12 protein-coding genes are annotated in these 20,786 nt (G+C 60.8%); 2 read left to right on the top strand and 10 right to left on the bottom strand.

The annotated features are described in order from the left end of the window. Positions 1-21 precede the first annotated feature (21 nt). Positions 22-540 carry a DUF2867 domain-containing protein gene (locus Q8L25_RS14425; protein WP_308925470.1) on the bottom strand — a complete coding sequence of 173 codons (519 nt, stop codon included), beginning with the start codon at positions 538-540 and terminating at the stop codon, positions 22-24. 72 nt (positions 541-612) lie between these two features. On the opposite strand from Q8L25_RS14425, the gene Q8L25_RS14420 reads away from it, so the two are divergent. Beyond that, a complete protein-coding gene (locus Q8L25_RS14420; RefSeq protein WP_308925469.1) occupies positions 613-1,239 on the top strand; it encodes a TetR/AcrR family transcriptional regulator in 627 nt (208 codons plus the stop codon). Further along, on the top strand, positions 1,236-1,682 hold the full coding sequence (locus Q8L25_RS14415) for a hypothetical protein (protein WP_308925468.1): 447 nt from the start codon (positions 1,236-1,238) through the stop codon (positions 1,680-1,682). Before Q8L25_RS14420 ends, Q8L25_RS14415 begins: the two co-directional genes overlap by 4 nt. 63 nt (positions 1,683-1,745) lie before the next feature. Here the strand turns inward: Q8L25_RS14415 and Q8L25_RS14410 are convergent, their stop codons facing one another. The 9 genes from Q8L25_RS14410 to Q8L25_RS14370 form a co-directional block, all read right to left on the bottom strand. Further along, positions 1,746-3,311, bottom strand: a complete 1,566-nt coding sequence (locus Q8L25_RS14410) for a tetratricopeptide repeat protein (protein ID WP_308925467.1) — start codon at positions 3,309-3,311, stop codon at positions 1,746-1,748. 27 nt (positions 3,312-3,338) lie between these two features. After that, on the bottom strand, positions 3,339-4,931 hold the full coding sequence (locus Q8L25_RS14405; RefSeq protein WP_308925466.1) for a tetratricopeptide repeat protein: 1,593 nt from the start codon (positions 4,929-4,931) through the stop codon (positions 3,339-3,341). Positions 4,932-4,933: 2 nt separating this feature from the next. After that, complete coding sequence (locus Q8L25_RS14400) at positions 4,934-6,988, bottom strand: phospholipase D-like domain-containing protein (RefSeq protein ID WP_308925465.1); 2,055 nt, start codon at positions 6,986-6,988, stop codon at positions 4,934-4,936. Positions 6,989-7,181: 193 nt separating this feature from the next. After that, positions 7,182-8,777, bottom strand: a complete 1,596-nt coding sequence (locus tag Q8L25_RS14395; protein WP_308925464.1) for a tetratricopeptide repeat protein — start codon at positions 8,775-8,777, stop codon at positions 7,182-7,184. Between the two features lie 2 nt (positions 8,778-8,779). Then, positions 8,780-10,834, bottom strand: a complete 2,055-nt coding sequence (locus tag Q8L25_RS14390; protein WP_308925463.1) for a phospholipase D-like domain-containing protein — start codon at positions 10,832-10,834, stop codon at positions 8,780-8,782. A gap of 26 nt (positions 10,835-10,860) precedes the next feature. Further along, positions 10,861-13,632: a type VI secretion system tip protein TssI/VgrG gene (locus tag Q8L25_RS14385; RefSeq protein WP_308925462.1), complete on the bottom strand. Its 2,772-nt coding sequence runs from the start codon at positions 13,630-13,632 to the stop codon at positions 10,861-10,863. Between the two features lie 141 nt (positions 13,633-13,773). Then, entirely contained in the window at positions 13,774-15,930 is a 2,157-nt protein-coding gene (locus Q8L25_RS14380; RefSeq protein ID WP_374694273.1) for a S46 family peptidase, read from the bottom strand. Between the two features lie 100 nt (positions 15,931-16,030). Further along, positions 16,031-18,202 carry a PAS domain S-box protein gene (locus Q8L25_RS14375; RefSeq protein WP_308925461.1) on the bottom strand — a complete coding sequence of 724 codons (2,172 nt, stop codon included), beginning with the start codon at positions 18,200-18,202 and terminating at the stop codon, positions 16,031-16,033. Next, complete coding sequence (locus Q8L25_RS14370) at positions 18,199-20,748, bottom strand: chemotaxis protein CheB (RefSeq protein WP_308925460.1); 2,550 nt, start codon at positions 20,746-20,748, stop codon at positions 18,199-18,201. Before Q8L25_RS14370 ends, Q8L25_RS14375 begins: the two co-directional genes overlap by 4 nt. Positions 20,749-20,786 lie beyond the last annotated feature (38 nt).

The raw sequence follows: 20,786 nt of genomic DNA, 5'->3' as shown, positions 1-20,786 counted from the left end.
GTCCCCCTATTCCAGGCGGACTTATTGGAAACCGCTGCGTGCCGCCCGGCTCAAAGTGTACCGTACGATCAGCTTGTGGAACGGCCGTATCACCATAATGTAGACCCGCCCCAGCCAGTTATGGCAGTGCACGGCGCTGGCCAGGGTCAGGCTGCCATGCGCGCCGCCATGCGGGCTGCGCAGCATCGACAGGCGGAAGTCCAGGTGGCTGTCATCCTCGCCGACAATAATCTCGTTGGCGGTCACGGCGTAGATGCGGAAGATGCCGACCCGCCCGCCGCCGCCATTCGTCAGCTGCGCGGCCGTCTTGATGCCGAAGCGCGCCACGATGGCGTCGCGCAGCACCATCAGCTTCTGCGCCCACCCCGGCTGGCTGCCAAACAGCGCCTTGGCCAGGCTTTCCATGTCCATGCCGGCCGCTTGCGCGTTCGGCAAGGCAACAACATACGCGTCGGCCAGGTCGCTGCCCGGATACAGCGGCGCGATCGCCGCTTGCGGCGGCAAGCCTGTCTTGCGCGCCTTGAGTGTGATTGCTTGCATAGCGGCCTCATGTTTTCGGTGATAACATGGCTATGATACACATAAATAATTTAATGTAAACAGCGATAACTTATGACCACAGCCAGCAGCAACTACCATCATGGCAACCTGCGCGAGAGCTTGATCGCGGCCACCATCGCCCAGCTGGCGCAGCAGAGCGATGCGGCGATCTCGCTGCGCGAACTGGCGCGCGCGGTGGGCGTGTCGATCGCCGCCGTCTACCGCCACTTTGCCAGCAAGGAAGCGCTGCTGGCCGAGGTGGCCGCCGCCGGCTTTGCCGCGCTGCGCCGCAAATGGGACCAGGAATTGCCGCCGGAAGGCAGCCTGCCGGCGGCCGAGCGCTTTCAGCTGCTGGGGCAGCAATACATCGAATTTGCATTGAATGCGCCGGCCCACTACCGGCTGATGTTCGAGCACCAGGACGTGCGCCAGTTCCCGGTCCTGCTGGAAGCGGCGCACGCCTGCTTTGCCTATGTGCTGCAAACAGCCGGCGCGGCCGTGCGCGAAGCCGGCGTCGACTCGCGCTGGGAACGCGCCGCCGCCAGCGCCGGCTGGTCGCTGGGCCATGGTTACGTGATGCTGCTGCTCAGCGGCCGCCTGGACATGATCGATGGCGGCAAGGAACTGTCGCCGGCGCTGGTGCCGCGCTTTTTCCAGTTGCCGGTGGAGGCGTTGCTGCAGCAGGAGCGCCAGCCATGATGGAGGCGCTCGATACTATTGCGTGGTTCAGCGCGCTTGGCACCTTTCAAGCCCGGGCAGGCCAGATCGCCCTGCCCGGCCTGCACGCCTGGAACAGCGCCCGCATGGCGTGGCTGCCTACCTCGCGCGACCAGCGCGATCCTATCCATGGCGAAGTGCTGCTGACGATGCTGAAACAGGCAGGCATTCCTTATCTGCAGGAGACGATGGCGAACTACAAGCTGGCGCTGCATTCCCTGCGTTCGGTGCCGGAACGCCTGATCAGTGTGGGCGCGCACGACTACACGCCTGCGGCCATCGGCGCGGCCCTGTATTGCGTGCGCATGGCCAGCCTTGAAATGCTGGCACAGCGGCAAGGCTTCTGGTGCGATGCGCTGCAACTCTACCGCGACGGTTACTGGCCCTGCGGGCGACTGGCCGACGGCACTTTGATGGTGTACTGAACTTGCCTGACAAAAAGATTGGCTACACGAGGCGTTCTCATGTGGCATCCATCAAATGCCATGTCACGTCGTCATCGGCAAATCCAGCAGCCAGTCGCGGCGCGGTCGCGGGAACGGCGCGCCCTGGTGCAACCAGACCTGGCGCCAGTATTGATTGACGATCGCCTGCAACGGATGGTCGGCCGCTACCCACGGTTGCCAGACGCCGCTGACCGGGCATGCTTGCGCGCAAGAACAGCTCAACAACGGTTCTGGCCGCGCCACCTGGCGCAGCAAGCCGCGCGCGGCGCGCGGTTCCACGGCGCCATGGTTGTGCCGTATCGTCAGGCACTGTTCCCATGTCACGCCGCCATAACGGGTATTGCCGGCGGCATCCAGCACATCGAAATGGCGGAATTCTTCGCCTTTGCGCAGCAGCCTGGCCGGCTGCGTCAAGCCCTGCCCTGGGGCGGGTTGCCAGTATGCGGAAAACGGCGCGCTCGGCGCGTCGCTGTGCAAGCCGGAAGGCCGCAGCGCATAGTCGGCGGCCAGGAAATACGGCTCTGTTGAAAGCGAGGCGGCGCTTGGCTGCGGGATGGCGGGCGGCGGGCTGATGCCCATGGCCGCGTCAAGCAAGCTCTTTCGTTGACCATCCCAAGGCGGCAGATCGGCCGGTGGCAATGGCAAGATTTTATCGAGGTTTGGAAAGCGGCGATTGGGGTTGAAACCGAGGGCACGATTAAGTACTGCATAACGTTCGCCGCGCGCTTTGTCCACATATGGTGCCAGCATATCGGCAAGATCAAAAGGAGAACCAAATTCAATTGCCAATGCGCTCGCACACTCTGCGCAGCCAAACTTGACTCCCTCATGCAATACATTCAGAGCACGCTGTTTGGTTGTGGGTGTTCGATCACCAATCTCATCGCCATTCGCAGCTCTGGGTATTGCATACAAATAATGCAAATTAAACGCAGCAGGCCCATATCCCTGAGAAAGCGCACATGCCATCATTTTTATGGCTACAGGAATATTTGCCCAATATCCAGGAATAACACCGTCCGTTCCCGCTCTTAATTTTTCTCCTAAAAAGGCCATCGCCTGTGGATTACCCATGACAGCAGCCTTTTGCCAGAAGGCATAAGCGCGGGTGGTGTCGCCTGTCACGCCTGTGCCGTTCGCATAATAGGTTCCCATCCGGTCATATGCCGCCGGTATGCCCAACTGCATGGCCTTTTCCACCAGTTGAACCGCCGCTTCATCACCGTATAAGGGGTCGCGCCCTTCCACATACAGGCTGGCCAGGTTGAGCATCGCCTTCCAGTGCAAGCGCTCCGCCGCCTGACGCGTCAGATCAACGATTTTTTTGTAATCGCGGTCTTCCACGAAAATTTCTGGATCTTCCAAGGCGCGTGCTTCGAGGAACCAGTCCTCGGCTTGCGCGTCAATGGGGGGCACCTTGCTTGCCTCGATTTCACAGCTAAAAGCCGCGACATGGGGATTGAAGAGCGGCAGGCTTTGATTGCGCGGCAAGACATCTTTTGGTTCATTTTGCATTTTGCAGGCGAACAAAGAAACGCAGCATACCGACAAGATAGCTGACACGAAGCATCCTCTCGATAAAGCCCTTCCACATTGATTCCAACTCATTGCGCTCTCCGTCGCCGCAGCGTTGCCTTATCCAATATCGGTGCTGGATACATCCATCAAATGCCAGGTCACGTCGTCGTCCGGCAAATCGAGCAGCCAGTCGCGGCGCGGTCGCGGAAACGGTGCGCCCTGGTGCAACCAGGCCTGGCGCCAGTACTGGTTGACGATGGCCTGCAGCGGATGGTCGGCCGAAACCCACGGTTGCCAGACGCCGCTGACCGGACAGGCTTGTGCGCAAGAACAGCTCAACAATGGCTCGGGGCGTGCCACCTGGCACAGCAGGCCGTGCACCGCGCGCGGTTCCACGGCACCATGGTTGTGCCGTATCGTCAGGTACTGTTCCCACGTCACGCCGCCATAACGGGTCTTGCCGGCGGCATCAGGCACATCGAAATGGCGGAATTCTTCGCCTTTGCGCAGCAGCCTGGCCGGCTGCGTCAAGCCCTGCCCTGGGGCGGGTAGCCAGTACGCGGAAAATGGCGCGCTCGGCGCGTCGCTGTGCAGCCCGGTAGGCCGCAGCGCATAGTCGGCGGCCAAGAAATACGGCTCTGTTGAAAGCGACGCGGCGCTTGGCTGCGGGATGGCGGGCGGCGGGCTGACGCCCATGGCCGCGTCAAGCAAGCTTTTGCGTTGACCATCCCAAGGCGGCAGATCGGCTGGTGGCAATGGCAGGATTTTATCGAGGTTCGGGAAGCGACGATTGGGGTTGAAACCGAGGGCATCACCTAACATTCCATATCGTAAGCCTCGAGCCTTATCGATGTACGGAGTAAACATATTGGCTAAATCAAAGGGATGGTCAAATTCTATTTGCAATGCGTTAGCGCAATTTTCACAACCGAATTTGACACCTTCATGCAGTACCTTTAGGGCGCGCGCTTTTGTTTCAGGGGTACTGTCCCCATTTGCGGTGCCATCAGATGATCTTAAAACCACATACAAATAATGCAAATCAAATGCGGCTTGGCCATACCCTTGTGCAAGCGCACACTCGAGCATTTTGGTCGCCATAGGAATGTTGCCCCACATTCCGATACTTGGATGATCCTCTCCAGCCGTCAATTTCTCGCCTAAAAAGCCCAGCGCTTGAGGGTTTCCCATCTGCGCAGCCTTTTGCCAGAAAGCATAAGCGCGAGTGATGTCGCCGTCAACGCCGGTGCTGTTCGCATAATATGTCCCCATCCTGTCATATGCGGCCGGTATGCCGAGCCGCATCGCCTTTTCCACCAGTTGCACTGCCTCTTCATTACCGTATAACGGATCGCGCCCTTCCACATACAGGCTGGCCAGGTTGAGCATCGCCTTCCAGTGCAATCGCTCCGCCGCTTGACGCGTCAAATCGACGATTTTTTTGTAATCGCGGTCTTCCACGGCGATTTCAGGATCTTCCATGGCGCGCGCTTCTAGAAACCAGTCCTCCGCTTGCGCATCGATTGGCGGCACCTTGCTTGCCTCGATTTCACAGATAAAATCTGCGACATGCGGATTGAAGAGGGGCAAGCTTTGGTTGCGCGGCAAGACTTTGTCGTTTGGCATTTTGCAGGCGATTAAAGAGATGCTTAGGAGAACTGCCAAGCTAAAAAATGGCAGATAAAAAAAAGATTTTTGATGACTTTTCATGCTTACCCCAAACGTATTGTTGAACTGCGTTTGTCTTCGAGCGGTAGCACAAAGCCTCTCATTTTTTTCAAAATTGCATTCCCAGATTTATCAAATTTTTTCTTGCGATTACTTTGCATCAAGTTATTCCAATCTTTGAAGGCGGTGATAATCTCCACCTTCGTCCCTCCCCCACCATCGACCAGTCCCCCGCTAAGCATGCGCCACACCCGCTTGCGCAAGTCCCGGGCCACGCGGTAATCGTCGGTGGCGATATTGATTTCGCTGTCGACGGCCATGCTGCGCTGGTTCAGGTTGGCGCTGCCCAGCGTCATGAAGGCATCGTCGACCAGCATCAATTTGGAATGGATATAGATTTCACGGTAGCGCCAGCGGTCCTTGTCGAACGCGCTGACATTGAGCATGGCAACCGAGACCTTCAGCCCGAATTCGCTTTCGAGCGTCATCGCGCCGGGTTTGTTGATGCCGTTGGAATGCCGCACCACGTCGGGCAGCTTGACTTCAACCTCGTTGGTGATGCCGAATCCGCTTCTGACACTACGGGTTGTCGGCTGCTTGTTATAGTCATCGATCATCTTGTTTTGCCCCGTCATGCCATCGTGCTGCCCGAGCGCCGCCAGCGTGTCGTGGGTGCGCGGCACCATCTGCGCGCGCTCGGGCACCGGAATGACGATGAACACATGCATGACCGGCATATCTTCAAGACTCTTGCCCGCCTTGACACTGCCGGCCTTCCAGGCGGCGACCACCTTCTTGCGCTCGGCCAGCAAATGTTGGGCCCAATCCTCATATTGGAAATACTGGTTTTCCACATACAGGTAGCCGGCCGCCAGGCTGGCCTGGGTCACCGCGCGAAAATAGATTTCCTTGATGGTCCTGTCCTGCTCCTCGGGCTGGGTCAGGACGATCTGCACGGTGGAGTCATCCTGCCCGGCCTTGCGCAACAGCCGCGCCGGTGGGCTGCCTTGTGGCAACTCCCGGCTCACGCTGGCATTGGCGGCCGCATGCGTGCGATCGCCGGCCGCGCGATCCCAGGCCTTCACGAAATTGTTGTAGAGCGCGATCAGTGCACGGCCGCCGTCGATGCGGCAGGCATAATCCTGGTAGGGTTTCAGCGTGGCAAACCCACCGTCCGCGGCCATTCCTTGCAAACACTCGCGCTGCTCATTGGTGCCGCCCTGTTCGCGCCGCGTATCGTCGAGCAGATGAGCCGTCGTGTCCCAATAATCGGTCACCGAATTCAGGCCCATCACATAGCCGACGGCCTTGGCCCCCTCTTGGTGGTCAAAATCGATCAGGACCGGCTTTTGATGATGCGTGCCCAGGTATTGCATGCCGGGCTTCTCGATTTCTCCCATCGTCAGGCCACGCGGCTGGTTGATTTCGGTCGCGATACTCTTGCTGATCGCGCCGCTGTCGCCGTGACGCAAGCGAATCTCCAAGCCCCCAAACAGGCCCTTGAACGCGGCCGCATACCAGCTGTAGCAATATTCTTCACGCGCCAGCATCGGGATATCCTCGGGCCGTACCCTATCGCCCCTGTAACCGCCGCTGAACCTCTCTTTCCTGGCGACCGCGTCCTGCAACATCGCCAGGCTGCTTTTTGCGCTGATATCATCAAAGCGCTGGCCACTGTTTTTCCACGGCGAGGTGCCATGCGAATGGCCCGGCATATTGTGCACCATCGGTGAACCTAGCAGGTCATGCCAGATCAACAGACGCACCCTGATATGACGCCGTGTGGCGTCGATCAGCAGGTCGCCAAACGTGTCGCCACGCGGCCAGGTGCCGCTGTTGCCGCGCACCAGTTCCATGCCCGGATCGAAACCCCAGCAGCACAGGTCGATGGACTTTTCAGCCCTGGCGATTTCGCCGGCGATGTCGGCGAACGCTTCCTGCCCACAAATGAACAGCGTCAGCTTGTTGTTATGCGTAATCGGGTGGCTGGCCTTGCCCTTCAGGTTGCGGTTTTCCAGCAGCCACTGGAGCGAACTGGCCGCAGTTCGGCCGACTTCGTCGATATGGGTGGTTTCGATGCGGCTGGTCGATTCCGGCATGGCATTCTCCCGTCAGTGCAAGGTGATCATTGAATCGACCTGCCGTCGCAGGTAGCGTCGAGCGCGCGCAAACCGCGGTTCGACAGCTTCTGTTCGCCATCCGCCGCCGCGCCGGCATCGAAGCATGCGCTGGCCTGCAATGCGAACTCCTCGCCATTGCCCAAGACCACGCGGCCGTGCGCGAAGCCGGCGGTTAGACGGGATCTGCAATGGATGCATCCATCAAATGCCATGTCACGTCGTCGTCCGGCAAATCGAGCAGCCAGTCGCGGCGCGGTCGCGGGAACGGCGCGCCCTGGGTCAACCAAACCTGGCGCCAGTATTGGTTGACGATCGCCTGCAAAGGATGGCCGGCCGAAACCCACGGTTGCCAGACGCCACTGGCCGGACACGCTTGGCCGCAATTGCAGCTCAACCACGGTTCGGGCCGCGCCACCTGGCACAGCAGGCCGTGCACCGCGCGCGGCTCCACGGCGCCATGGTTGTGCCGTATCGTCAGGTACTGTTCCCACGTCACGCCGCCATAACGGCTCTTGCCATCGGCATCGATCACGCTGAAATGGCGGAACTCTTCGCCTTTACGGAACAGCCGGGCCGGTTCCGTCAAGCACTGGCCTGGGGCGGGTTGCCAGTATGTGGAAAATGGCGCGCTCGGCGCGTCGCTGTGCAGGCCGGTAGGCCGCAGCGCATAGTCGGCGGCCAAGAAATACGGCTCTGTTGAAAGCGACGCGGCGCTTGGCTGCGGGATGGCGGGCGGCGGGCTGACGCCCATGGCCGCGTCGAGCAGGCTTTTGCGTTGACCATCCCACGGCGGTAGATCGGCCGGTGGCAATGGCAGGATTTTATCGAGGTTCGGAAAGCGGCGATTGGGGTTGAAACCGAGGGCACGATTAAGTACTGCATAACGTTCACCGCGGGCTTTGTCAATGAACGGCACTAACATATCGGACAAATTAAAAGGATTGCTAAACTCTATCGAAAGGTCGCGTGCGCACTGCGCGCAGCCCAGGCGAACACCTTCATGTAAAATTTTTAGTGCGCGGTCTTTTGTTTCTGGCGTCCGATGATCGCCAATTATTGTGCCATCTGCAGTTCTCGGAGCAGCATATAAATAATATAAATCGTATGCCGCTGGTCCATAACCTTGGGCAACCGCACATTCCAGCATTTTGGTCGCTACAGGAATGTTGCCCCACATATCAATACCTGGATGATCCTCTCCAGCTGTCAATTTTTCGCCGAGAAAACCCATCGCCTGTGGATTCCCCATCTGTGCTGCTTTTTGCCAGAAAGCATAAGCTCGGGTGATATCGCCTTTTACTCCGGTGCTGTTAGCATAATACGTTCCCATCCGGTCATAGGCCGCCGGTATGCCCAGCAGCATTGCCTTTTCCACCAGTTGAACCGCCTCTTCATTACCGTAAGAGGGATCGCGCCCTTCCACATACAGGCTGGCCAGATTGAGCATCGCCTTCCAGTGCAAGCGCTCCGCCGCCTGACGCGTCAGATCGACGATTTTTTTGTAATCGCGGTCTTCCACGAAAATTTCTGGATCTTCCAAGGCGCGTGCTGCGAGAAACCAGTCCTCGGCTTGGGCATCAATGGGAGGAACCTTGCTTGCCTCGATTTCACAAACGAAATCCGAAACATGCGGATTGAAAAGGGGCAGGCTTTGGTTGCGTGGCAAGACTTTGTCGTTAGGCATTTTGCAGGCAATTAAAGAAATAAAGAGAAGAACTGCCAGCACAAAAAACGGCAGGCGAAAAAAGACGGCATTTTTTTTACTCATAATCAACCCAGACGTATGGTGGAGCTACGTTTGTCTTCCAGTGGCAGCAGGAAACCAGTCATTTTCTTGAAAATTGCAGTTTCGGATTTGTTGAATTTTTTCTTGCGGTTTTCCATCATAAGTTTTGTCCAATTTTCAAATGCCAATACAATCTCCACCTTCGTCCCGCCCCCGCCATCGACCAGCCCCCCGCTATGCATGCGCCACACCCGCTTGCGCAAGTCCCGGGCCACGCGGTAATCGTCGGTGGCGATATTGATTTCGCTGTCGACGGCCATGCTGCGCTGGTTCAGGTTGGCGCTGCCCAGCGTCATGAAGGCATCGTCGACCAGCATCAATTTGGAATGGATATAGATTTCACGGTAGCGCCAGCGGTCCTTGTCGAACGCGCTGACATTGAGCATGGCCACCGACACCTTCAGCCCGAATTCGCTTTCGAGCGTCATCGCGCCGGGTTTGTTGATGCCGTTGGAATGCCGCACCACGTCGGGCAGCTTGACTTCAACCTCGTTGGTGATGCCGAATCCGCTTCTGACATGCCGGGTTTTCGGCTGCTTGTTGTAGCCATCGATCATCTTGTTTTGCCCGGTCATGCCATCGTGCTGTCCCAGCGCAGCGAGCGTGTCGTGGGTGCGCGGCACCATCTGCGCCCGTTCCGGTACCGGAATAACGATAAACACATGCATGACCGGCATATCTTCAAGACTCTTGCCCGCCTTGACACTGCCGGCCTTCCAGGCGGCGACCACCTTCTTGCGCTCGGCCAGCAAATGTTGGGCCCAATCCTCATATTGGAAATACTGGTTTTCCACATACAGGTAGCCGGCCGCCAGGCTGGCCTGGGTCACCGCGCGAAAATAGATTTCCTTGATGGTCCTGTCCTGCTCCTCGGGCTGGGTCAGGACGATCTGCACGGTGGAGTCATCCTGCCCGGCCTTGCGCAATAGCCGCGCCGGTGGGCTGCCTTGTGGCAACTCCCGGCTCACGCTGGCATTGGCGGCCGCATGCGTGCGGTCGCCGGCCGCGCGATCCCATGCCTTCACGAAATTGTTGTAGAGCGCGATCAGCGCACGGCCGCCGTCGATGCGGCAGGCGTAATCCTGATACGGTTTCAGCGTGGCAAACCCGCCGTCCGTGGTCAGTCCTTGCAAGCACTCGCGCCGCTCGTTGACGCCGCCCTGTTCGCGGCGCGTGTCGTCGAGCAGATGGGCTGTCGTATCCCAATAATCAGTTACCGAATTCAGGCCCATCACATAGCCGACGGCCTTGGCTCCCTCCTGATGGTCGAAATCGATCAGGACCGGCTTTTGATGATGCGTGCCCAGGTATTGCATGCCGGGTTTCTCGATTTCCCCCATCGTCAGGCCGCGCGGCTGGTTGATTTCGGTCGCGATACTCTTGCTGATCGCGCCGCTGTCGCCGTGCCGCAAACGTATCTCCAGGCCCCCAAACAGGCCTTTGAAAGCGGCCACATACCAGCTGTAGCAATATTCTTCACGCGCCAGCATCGGGATATCCTCAGGCGGGATCCTGTCGCCCCTGTAACCGCCGCTGAACCGCTCTTTCCTGGCGACCGCGTCCTGCAACATCGCCAGGCTGCCTTTTGCGCTGATGTCATCAAAGCGCTGGCCACTGTTTTTCCACGGCGAGGTGCCATGCGAATAGCCCGGCATATTGTGCACCATCGGTGAACCGAGCAGGTCATGCCAGATCAACAGGCGCACCCTGATATGACGCCGTGCGGCGTCGATCAGCAAGTCGCCAAACGTGTCGCCACGCGGCCAGGTGGTGCTGTTGCCGCGCACCAGTTCCATGCCCGGATCGAAGCCCCAGCAGCACAGGTCGATGGACTTTTCAGCCTTGGCGATCTCGCCGGCGATGTCGGCGAACGCTTCCTGTCCGCAAATGAACAGCGTCAGCTTGTTGTTATGCGTAATCGGGTGGCTGGCCTTGCCCTTCAGGTTGCGGTTTTCCAGCAGCCACTGGAGCGAACTGGCCGCAGTCCGGCCGACCTCGTCGATGTGGGTGGTTTCGATGCGGCTGGTCGATTCCGGCATGGCATGCTCCCGTCAGTGCAAGGTGATCATTGAAACGAGCGGCCGTCGCTGGTATCGTCCAGCGCGCGCAAACCGCGGTTCGACAGCTTCTGTTCGCCATCCGCCGCCGCGCCGGCATCGAAGCATGCGCTGGCCTGCAATACGAACTCTTCGCCGTTGCCCAGGACCACGCGGTAGCGCGGCGTGCCGTCCTGGTGCGCGATCCGGATGCGGCCGAATTCATCGGTCAGGCCACGTTCGACTTCGGCGTCCCCCTTGTACAAGGTGTACGGCACCAGCGCGTATAGCCCGCCCTCCGCCTGGGCCTGGATCGTATGCTGCAACTGCCCTTCGACCGGTGCGACGGCTGGCTCGGGTTCCGGCTGCGGCCGGTTTTTGGGCGCCAGCGTTTCCAGGTTTCCATGAAACAGCGTCGGCGACGGCGTAAAAAACTGTACCTTGTCGCTAATTTCAAGCATGCAATCGGCGCCATGCAGGCGCACGCCTTTGCGGCCGCGAATATTCACCCAGTCGGCCTGGCTGATCAGTTCCAGCACCTTGTTGGCGACGATTTCGACCGCATCGGTTTGCGCCGCGATCTGCACCGGGCCAGCTGCGGCGATCAGCTTCATGCCGGCCTTGTGAACGAACAGGCGCAGCGCCGCACCGATGCTGGCGAACAGGCCGCCGCCGGCCGCCATCGACAGGTCGCGCCCGGTCGTCAGCGCGGTATGCGCGGCGCTGGCGATATGGGTCGATTGCGCGGTCGTCGTTTCGATACCGGCCGGACTGGCCAGCACCAGATGCGGCTGTGATAATTCCGGAAACCCGTCTGCGCCACCGCCGGCGCCCTTGATCTCGGCATGCTGGGCTGTCAGCACATCGGCGACGGCGCCCTGCTGGGCGGCGCTTTCCTGCGCGCCATGATGCTGCGCCAGGGCGGCCAGCGCCTTGTGCCGCTCGGCAGCCTCGGCCAGCCGGCGCAAGGTTTCATCCATGCTCTTGATATGCGAGGCGGCGCCAGGGCGCGCTTCGGTGGTCAGCAACATGCCGCGGCCGGCGCGCGCCACGCCCCAGGCGTCCGACGCCAGTTCCCAGCCCTCGCCACGACCATCCTTGCGCCCGCTGGTGTCTTCGATGCGGCTGATGCAGCCGAGCGACAACTGGCTGTGCTGATGGTCGCTGCCCAGTTGCGCCTGGATGCGCTGGTGCGTGTCATCAAACACCAACTGGTTGCCGCGCGCGCCGTAGCCGCCGCCAGGCATCAGTTCGGCGCTGCGCCAGCCGCCCAGCATGCGCTGCCCCGGCAAATTCCACGGCGGCGCATGGTGGCCGTTGTACACCGCGCCGACAATGACGGGACGGTCGATATTGCCGTCGAGAAACTGGATCAGCACTTCCTGGCCGATGCGCGGCAACGCGATCTGGCCGAACGCCTGGCCCGCCCAAGGCGTCATGACCCTGATCCATGGCGAACTGCCCGCGTCGAACTTGCCCAGCCGGTCCCAGTGGAATTGCACCTTTACCCGGCCCAGCGCGTCGGTATGGATGGTTTCGCCTGCCGGTCCGGTGACAATCGCGGTCTGTACGCCGGGCAACGCACAAGGCGTGCTGTTGAACCACCGCCCCGGATACCAGCGGATGCTCTTGCGGATGCAGCTGAAACGGTTTTCATAATGCGACTTCGCGCCCGTCCCTGCCTGGTAATTGTTGCTGGCGACATGGTCGACCGACAGGATCAGGTATTCGCGCGAGCGGATGTCCGGGAGCGCCGCTTCACCTCTGGCCGGCAGGGATTGCGTGCCGCTGAAGTGGCCGCCCAGCGTGAAACTGCGCCCGGCCTGGGCGCAGCGGTGATTGCCGCCGGCTTCGAAGTATTGCGCCCGACAGTTATGTTCTTCCAGGCGGCGTTGCGCCAGCGCTTCGCCGTCGTCCACGTCGGCATAGCCATAGCCGGTGTCCTGATACAGTTCATGGGCAAACACATCGCCCTGCTGGTGCAGCGCATGGCCGCTGACGCGGCTGGCATAAGGCTGCTTGTAGTTGAAGCTGGCCAGCGTGAGCACGCCTGAAGCGATCTTGCGTATCGCCTGCCAATCGCGTATGCCGTCGCACTCCAGCGACCCCGCGCCGCTGCGAAATACCATCTCGTCGGCGTCGCCTTCATGGCGGTCGCAGCGGTCGATGCTGTCGGTCAGCCAGGTATTGTCGCCCAGACAGAGCGCATGACCGTCGGCGCGATGTTCATACCAATAATGGAGTCCCTGGTTTTCCCAGCGCCGGTGCAGATGGTTGTAATCGGTTTCGTTATGCTGGTTGGCACAAGTTAATACCGCTTTGTCCTCATGCAGCCGATTTTGCCAGTCGCGCTGCACATAATGATCGAAGGTCGTTTCGCTGATCTCGATGACCGTGCGTCCGTGGAACGAGACGTTGTCCATGCGCAGCCTGGAAAACGCCAGCCAGGGTTGCAGCACCATCTGGTAGAACGCGAAACCGCCATCGCTGCGCAACAGGCGAAATTCGCCGACATAGCCATTAAAATGACGCAAGCTGCCGTCATCGCGCACCATCGAAATCGTGACCATGCGTCCCATCATCGCGCTCAAGGGCACATGGAGATTGTCGGACAGCAGTTCGGCGTCGAACCGGAAGTCGCGCGACATTTCCTCGTGCGCCCGCAAGCTGTTGACCAGCAGCGCGGTATCGGGCGGACCATCATCGCGCGGAAAATCCATGCGCAGCAAGCGGCTGTCCTGGACTCGCCTGCCTGCTGCGAAAAGGCGCGCCAGATCGGCTGCCAGCCTGCCATCATCCATCTGCCTCCTTCGGATTTTCTCCTCAGGTCATGCTAACCATGGCGAACGCCGGCATATTGATGGAACTCAAGCTAGTTGCCTAGACGCAAAAAAGCCGCATCGGCCCGGAGGCGGATGCGGCTTTGAGATCAGCTGGACAGCTTATTTCTTCGCTGTCTTCACTGGCTTCGGATACTTGATCGTCATTTCGGCCAGCAGATTATCCGCATGGTCGACTTCCTTCATCACCCACAGCATGTAGCGGATATCGAGGTGGATCGCGCGCGTGATCGCCGTGTCGAAGTACCAGTCCTTGGTGATCGATTCATAGGTCGAATCGAAATTCAGGCCGATCAGTTCGCCACGCTTGTTCATCACGGCCGAGCCGGAGTTGCCGCCGGTGGTGTCGGCGCTGGTCAGGAAGTTGACCGGCACGGTGCCCAGCACCGGATCGCGGAACTGGCCGTAGCGTTTTTCCTTGACGGCGTCGAGCAGGCCTTGCGGTGCCTCGAACGGCGCCTTGCCGGTGACTTTTTCAACGATGCCTTCGACAGTCGTGAACGGTCCCTTGCTGAGGCCGTCGCGCGGCGAATACGGCGAGACGGTGCCGTAGGTGACGCGCAGGGTCGAGTTGGCGTCCGGGTAGACCGGCTTGCCTTGCGACTGTTTCCAAGCGATCACGGCTTGCATGTACTGCGGAATCACGCGTTCCAGGTTGCCGTCGATTTCCTTGCGGCGCTCTTCCAGCGCGGCGGCGACCGGTTGCAGCTTGATGGCCAGTTGCACGAAGGCGTCGTCGGACTGTTCCAAGGCAGCCTGGTCTTTTTCCAGCCAGGCCAGGCGCTTGGCGGTGTCGGCCAGCTGCGTCTTCGTGTACAGCGCGGCAACCGCGTTTGGCGCCGGCAGCAACGCGTCCAGGCCTTGCGGATGGCTCTTCGCGGCCAGCGCGGCGTAGCGCTTCAGGCCCGCTTCAAAACGCGCCTGGTCGACCTTGTTGACGTAGGATTGCTCCAGGCGCGCCAGGCGGGCCTTGATGAAGGCCAGGTCGCGCTGCTGGTAGCCCGATTCGCGCTCGGCGTCCGGCTTCTTGCTTTCCTGCGCGTAGCGGTAGAGCGAACGCGCGCTTTTCAGCAGGTCGCTGTTGGTGGCCACCGACCAGGCGAACTCTTCGTCGCTGAGCGCCATGTCGCTGGCAATCGCGGCGTCCAGTTCGGCCAGCAGGGTGGTCGACACGTTCGGCTGCTTCGCGTACCAGGCGCGGAACTCGGCATCTTGCACGTCCTTGATGGCGGCGATGTCCTTGCGCGCGAAACCGTCGAGCAGGCCCTGGGTTTTCTTCAGCACGTTGTTGATGCTTTTCACCACGCTGGCGTAGCGCACGGCGGCGGCGGCGTCACCCTTGGTGGCGTCGGCCATCACGGCGAGGTCCGCCTGCAGTTCGCCGACCTTGAGCGGGAAGGCCGAGTCGCGCGCATAGCGGATTTCCGATGGCAGCTTGTAGCGGCTGGTGCGTCCGGGGTAGCCGGCCAGCAGGATGCCATCGCCATTCTTGATGCCTTCGGCCGATACCACCAGGAAGTCCTTCGACTGGTAGGGCACGTTGTCCGGCGACGGATCGGCCGGGCGGCCGTCCTTGCCGACATAGGCGCGCAGGAAGGAATAGTCGCCCGTGTGGCGCGGCCATTCGTAGTTGTCGACGTCGCCGCCGAAGTTGCCGATCTTGTCCGACGGCGCGTACACCAGGCGCACGTCGCGTATCATCATCTGGCGGATGCGGTAGTACTCGAGGCCGCGATGGAAGGCCGGCACCGAGCAGCGGTACATCTTGTCGGTCTCGCATTCGGCGATCAGGTCCTTGACCCGTTTTTCCACCGCTTCGTGGCGTTCGCGGCCCGTCATGGTGGCCGTCAGGCCTTTCAGCACGCGGTCGCTGACGTTTTCCACCTTGTCGGTGACATACACCAGGCTGTTCGGGCCGCCCGGCAGCTCGGCCGCGCGGGTCTTGGCCAGGAAGCCGTCGGTGATGTAATTGTGTTCGGGGGTCGAATTGCGCTGCACCGCGCCATACGCGCAATGGTGATTCGTCACCACCAGGCCGGCGTTCGATACAAAGGCGGCCGAACAGCCGCCCAGCGAGACGATGGCGCTCATCGGATGCTTGCTCAGGTCGGCCAGCTTTTCAGCGGGGATCGCTATGCCGACACGTTTGAGTTCGGCTTTCAGCTGCGGCAGTTGGTGTGGTTGCCACTGCCCTTCGTCGGCTTGTACGCCGGCGAACGCGCCCATCAGGGCGACTGGTAACACGATAGTCTTGAACAAGGTATGCCCTCCATAAAAAGCAGGCGAAAGTATAGCCTGTCCGGAGGGCATAAGTCGGCAAAAATTACTTCACGGTACTTTCTGTATCACGCACACCACCCTATGCGGGCACGCGCAGCGGCACTTGCAGCCACAGGCGGCAGCCGCTGCCCGACGGCGGCGCGCCGATCTCGACCTGGCCGTCGAGCGCGCGCACCCGTTCGCGGATGCCGATCAGGCCGAAACACTGCTTCTTGCGCTGCTGCTGGGAGGTAATACCGACGCCGTTGTCGCTGATGCTCACATACACGGCGCGCGCGTCCGAATGGAATTCCAGCTCGACCGCGCTGGCATGGGCGTGGCGCATGACGTTGCTGAGCGCCTCCTGCACGATGCGAAACAGCGCGATCTCGACCTGGCTGCCGATGGCGGAAAACAGCGCTTCGTCGCGGATGTGCAGTTGGCAGGCGATGCCGCTGCGCTTGCGGAAATCCCCCACCTGCCATTCGATGGCCGCCTGCAGCCCCAGGTCCAGCGCCATCGGCCGCAATTCGTTCATGATGCCGCGCACGCTCTTGATGGTCGTATCGATATTGCCCAGCACGGACGCCACCCGGCCATGCAGGCGCGGATGCGAATGTTGCGTGCGTGCGCTGAGCATGGAAATATCGATGCGCAGCGCCAGCAGGTTTTGCCCCAGCTCATCGTGGATATCGCGCGAAATGCGCTTGCGCTCGTCCTCCTTGGCCGTTTCCAGGTGCAGCGCCAGCTGGCGCAGCTGCGCATGCGACTGGCGCAACGCGCCATTCATCAGCTTGCGTTCCGTGATGTCGGTATGCGCCACCACCACGCGCAGCGGGCCCTCGCCGCGGAAACGGCTGACCTTGGCCAGCGACCAGTGCCCACCGGTCTCGGTAATGAATTCATATTCGAGCACGTAGGCGTCGGCCAGGCCGGCGATCACCGACTGGATGCCGGCGGCCAGCTCGCGTCCGGCACCACGCTGCCAGCGCGGGTCCGTCTCGCAAAAACGCAGGTAGGGCAGCTCGCCTGGCGGATGGCCGGCAAATTGCATGCACGCCTGGTTGGCATGCACCAGGCCACCGTCCTGGTCCAGCACCAGCACCCGGTCGGACAGCGAATCGATGGTGGCATGGAAAAAACGTTCGGCGTCGCGCAAGGCTTGCTGCGCCAGTTCGCGCTGGTGCACTTCCTGCTGCAAGTGCTGGTTGGCGCGCAGCAATTCGGCCGTGCGGTCGACCACGCGCTGGTCAAGTTCGCGGTGCAGTTCACGCAGCGAGGCTTCGGCCAGCTTGCGCTCGGTGATATCCGAAAAAACGCCGACGAAATGGGTGGTGGCGCCGTCCTGGGCGCGCATCGGCGTGATCGACAGCGACTCGACGAAACGCTCGCCGTTCTTGCGGCGGTTGACCAGTTCGCCATACCAGTTGCCTTCCTGGCGCAGGCTCGACCACATGCCGGCATAAAACTGCGGTGTGTGCGTACCGGCGCCGAGGAAGGACGGATCGCGCCCGATGGCTTCCTCGGCCAGGTAGCCGGTAATCGTGGTGAACGCGGGATTGACGGAAATGATGCGGTTGCCGCTGTCGGTCACCATCACCCCTTCGCGGATGGTATCGAGGATGACAAAGGCGCGCCGCAGCGCCGATTCGCGCGCCAGTTCGTCGCCCAGATCGGTCACCAGCATGCGCACGCTGGCGCTGTCCGCATCGAGGTTCGCTTCGATGCGCACCAGGCCGGCCGGGGCCATGGCGCCGCCCTCGCGCTGGCACTCGCGCTGGCACTCGCGCTGGAACAGCGGCGCTTCGAGCACCTGGCGTGCGCCACTGTAGAAGACGATATCGAGAAAGTGGCGAAAAGCGCCCTGGGCTTCGGGAGCGATGAATTGTTCGAAGCGCCGCTTCAGCAACTGCTCCTTGTCGCGCCGCAGCAAATTGCTGGCCGCCAGGTTCGCGCGCGTGATCACGCCATCGCGGTTGAGCGAAAAATAGCTGACCGGCGCCTCCTCGTAGAGCTGCGCATAACGGTCGCGGCTGTCTTCGGACTCGCTGCGCAGCTGCTCCAGCTCGGCCAGGGCCGCGTTCTGCATCTGCAGTTCGATCTGGCTGACCTGCAATTCGTGCAACTGGCGCAGCATCTCTTCGTTCGACAGCGACAAGGGCAACGGTGGCGCTTGCGCCGCCAGTTGCTCGGCCTGTTCGCGCACCCGCACGCTGAACGGATCGGCGTTACTCACCTTGCCGGCCTTGCCGACCTTGCCCGCCTTGGTCACGGCGTGCTCCCGCCAGGCTCCCTGTCGGCCACGCTACCGGACTGTATCTGGCGCAGCTGGGCTTCCAGCAATTTCGATTCGGTAATGTTAATAAAAGTCACCACCACGCCATCGATCACGTTTTCCACCGTGCGGTAAGGCATGATGCGCACGTTGTACCAGCGCCCCGTCTTGGTCGGCACCTGGCGTTCGGAAAACACCAGGCTGCGTATCACTTCCAGCGCATCGGTCTCCAGGCCGGGATAGTCGAGGTCGTTGACGATATCGCTGAGCGGACGGCGCAAGTCGGTCTGGATCAGCTTGTAGATTTGCGTGGCCGGCGCCGTGAAGCGGCGGATGCGCAAGGCGCTGTCGAGGAAGATGGTGGCGATGTCTGTGCTGTTGAGCAAGTTCTTCATGTCGCTGTTGACCAGCGACAAATCATCCACCTTGGACTGCAGCTCGGCGTTGACCGTGTACAGCTCTTCGTTGAGCGACTGCATCTCTTCCTTCGAGGTGGTCAGTTCCTCGTTGGTCGATTGCAGTTCTTCATTGGTCGACTGCAGTTCCTCGTTGGCCGATTTCAGTTCCTCGCGCGAAGTCTGCATTTCGTCGCGCACCGCCTGGATTTCATTGCGCGCCTGCGCCAGCTGCTGCTCCAGTTCCAGTACCTTGGGATTGGGCGACCTGCCGCGACGCGCTTCGGCCACCAGCGGCACGCTGGAAAAGGTCAGGAACACCATGCCACTGAGCGGTTCGGGCTGGCTCAGCGCTTCGGCCGTCAGGTCCACGCCCAGCGACTGGCCGGCATGGTCCCTGACCACCAGCCCCTTCAGGCGCACCACGCCTTCGCTTTGCAGCGCCTGCTTGATCAGGCCCGGCAATTCATAACGCAAGCCATCGCGCGCCATGGCGTGGATATTCCAGTTGGCCTTGCCGGCCGCCGGCTCCAGAAAGGCGCCCGTGCGGCCATTGATGTACAGGATATCGCCGTCCTGGTTCAGCAACGCGGCCGCCGGCGAATATTTCTGAAGCAATAACTGCTCCACATGGGCTTGTATCTTTCCGGGCATGCTGGCTTCTCTCGTGTCGCTGATGGTAGGGGGGGAGGCCAACGACACCTTGGTCGGGAAGTACGTCGGCAGGCGCTGGCGCGCCAGGTTGTCGAGGCGGCGGTACAGCCGGGTCGACGTGGTCAGGGGGGCGAACAGCTCGGAGAAGTGGCCAGGCGTATCCGCGCTGCCCAGCAGCAACAGGCCGTCGCGGTTCAAGGCATAGTGAAACAGCGGGATCAAGCGCTGTTGCAGCTTGGCATTCAGATAGATCAGCAGGTTGCGGCAGCATAGAATATCGAGCTTGGTGAACGGTGGATCCGAAATGATGTTTTGCTGGGCAAAGATGATCATGTTACGGATCTCTTTTTTGATACAGTAATCGTTCTTGTCGGCCAGGAAAAACCGTTCCATGCGCTCGGCCGATAAATCGGTGGCAAAAATTTGCAGGCTGTACTTCGATGGCGGATTGATGTCGGCCACCACCTCATGGAACACCATCGCCAGCGAATACGCCTCCTCGCCCGTCGAGCAGGCCGGAATCCAGGCCTTGAAGGCGCGTCCGTCAGGGTTGGCAGCCAGCAATTGCGGCAAGGCCACCATCTTCAGGTATTCCCACACCTTCTGGTCGCGGAAAAAGCTCGTTACGCCGATCAACAGTTCCTTGAATAATAAATCGATTTCCGCCGGATTGTCGCGCAAATACGGCACATAGGCTTCCATCGACGTGATCTGGTACAAGCTCATGCGCCGTTCGATGCGCCGCAGCACGGTATTGATCTTGTAATCGGTAAAGCTGTTGCCGGTGTGCTCGGACAGCAGGGTGACGATTTCATGCAGCGAATTGCGCCCGTTCGGCTCGCGTCCGGGCAAGCTCAAAAAACTGCTGCGAAACAGATAGTTGATGATCTTTTCCGGCATCTTTTCCGGATAGTCGATCAGGTCCACCACCTCGGCCGCGATCGCGCTTTGCGGCATCATGTCGAACTTGGCCGTATCGGGATGCTGGGCCAGGGTCAGGCCACCAGCCCGCTTGATCGCCTGCATGCCGCGCGTGCCGTCGCCGCCCATGCCGGAAAACACCACGCCGACGGCCAATTCACCGAGCTCGGACGCCAGCTCGTCAAAAAACATGTCGATCGGCAGGCGGTGGCCACGCGGCTGCTGCGGTTCGCGCAGCATGAAGCGGCCCTTGGACAAGCCCAGGTCGGCATTCGAGGGGATCACATAGATATGATTCGGCCGCAATTGCATCTGGTGCGTGATTTCGGAGACGGGGATGCTGGTGGCGCGCTGCAGCAGTTCGGGCAGCATGGCTTTCTGCGTGGGATCGAGATGCTGGATCACGACATAGGCGATGCCGCTTTCCTGCGGCACTTGGGCCAGGAAAGCGACGATGGGATCGAGTCCACCGGCCGAGGCGCCGATGGCCACCACGGGAAAGCTGATGACGGACGCTTCGGGCACGGTGGGCAGACTGTCGGAGCTGGCTTTACTGCGTTTGCTGGTTATCATCGTCTGCAAGAGACCCGCCACGACATGCCACGGCCGGC

The sequence above is a fragment of the Janthinobacterium sp. J1-1 genome (assembly GCF_030944405.1).
Lineage (GTDB): Bacteria > Pseudomonadota > Gammaproteobacteria > Burkholderiales > Burkholderiaceae_D > Janthinobacterium.
The sequence above is the reverse complement of the archived record's forward strand: the minus strand, read 5'-3'. Positions and strand labels throughout refer to the sequence as shown.

Excerpts from the sequence above, each read along its gene's own strand:
- Q8L25_RS14420 (WP_308925469.1), top strand. The coding sequence starts at position 613 with ATGACCACAGCCAGCAGCAACTACCATCATGGCAACCTGCGCGAGAGC.
- Q8L25_RS14405 (WP_308925466.1), bottom strand. The coding sequence starts at position 4,931 with ATGAAAAGTCATCAAAAATCTTTTTTTTATCTGCCATTTTTTAGCTTG.
- Q8L25_RS14415 (WP_308925468.1), top strand. The coding sequence starts at position 1,236 with ATGATGGAGGCGCTCGATACTATTGCGTGGTTCAGCGCGCTTGGCACC.
- Q8L25_RS14370 (WP_308925460.1), bottom strand. The coding sequence starts at position 20,748 with ATGATAACCAGCAAACGCAGTAAAGCCAGCTCCGACAGTCTGCCCACC.
- Q8L25_RS14395 (WP_308925464.1), bottom strand. The coding sequence starts at position 8,777 with ATGAGTAAAAAAAATGCCGTCTTTTTTCGCCTGCCGTTTTTTGTGCTG.
- Q8L25_RS14385 (WP_308925462.1), bottom strand. The coding sequence starts at position 13,632 with ATGGATGATGGCAGGCTGGCAGCCGATCTGGCGCGCCTTTTCGCAGCA.
- Q8L25_RS14400 (WP_308925465.1), bottom strand. The coding sequence starts at position 6,988 with ATGCCGGAATCGACCAGCCGCATCGAAACCACCCATATCGACGAAGTC.
- Q8L25_RS14425 (WP_308925470.1), bottom strand. The coding sequence starts at position 540 with ATGCAAGCAATCACACTCAAGGCGCGCAAGACAGGCTTGCCGCCGCAA.
- Q8L25_RS14390 (WP_308925463.1), bottom strand. The coding sequence starts at position 10,834 with ATGCCGGAATCGACCAGCCGCATCGAAACCACCCACATCGACGAGGTC.
- Q8L25_RS14410 (WP_308925467.1), bottom strand. The coding sequence starts at position 3,311 with ATGAGTTGGAATCAATGTGGAAGGGCTTTATCGAGAGGATGCTTCGTG.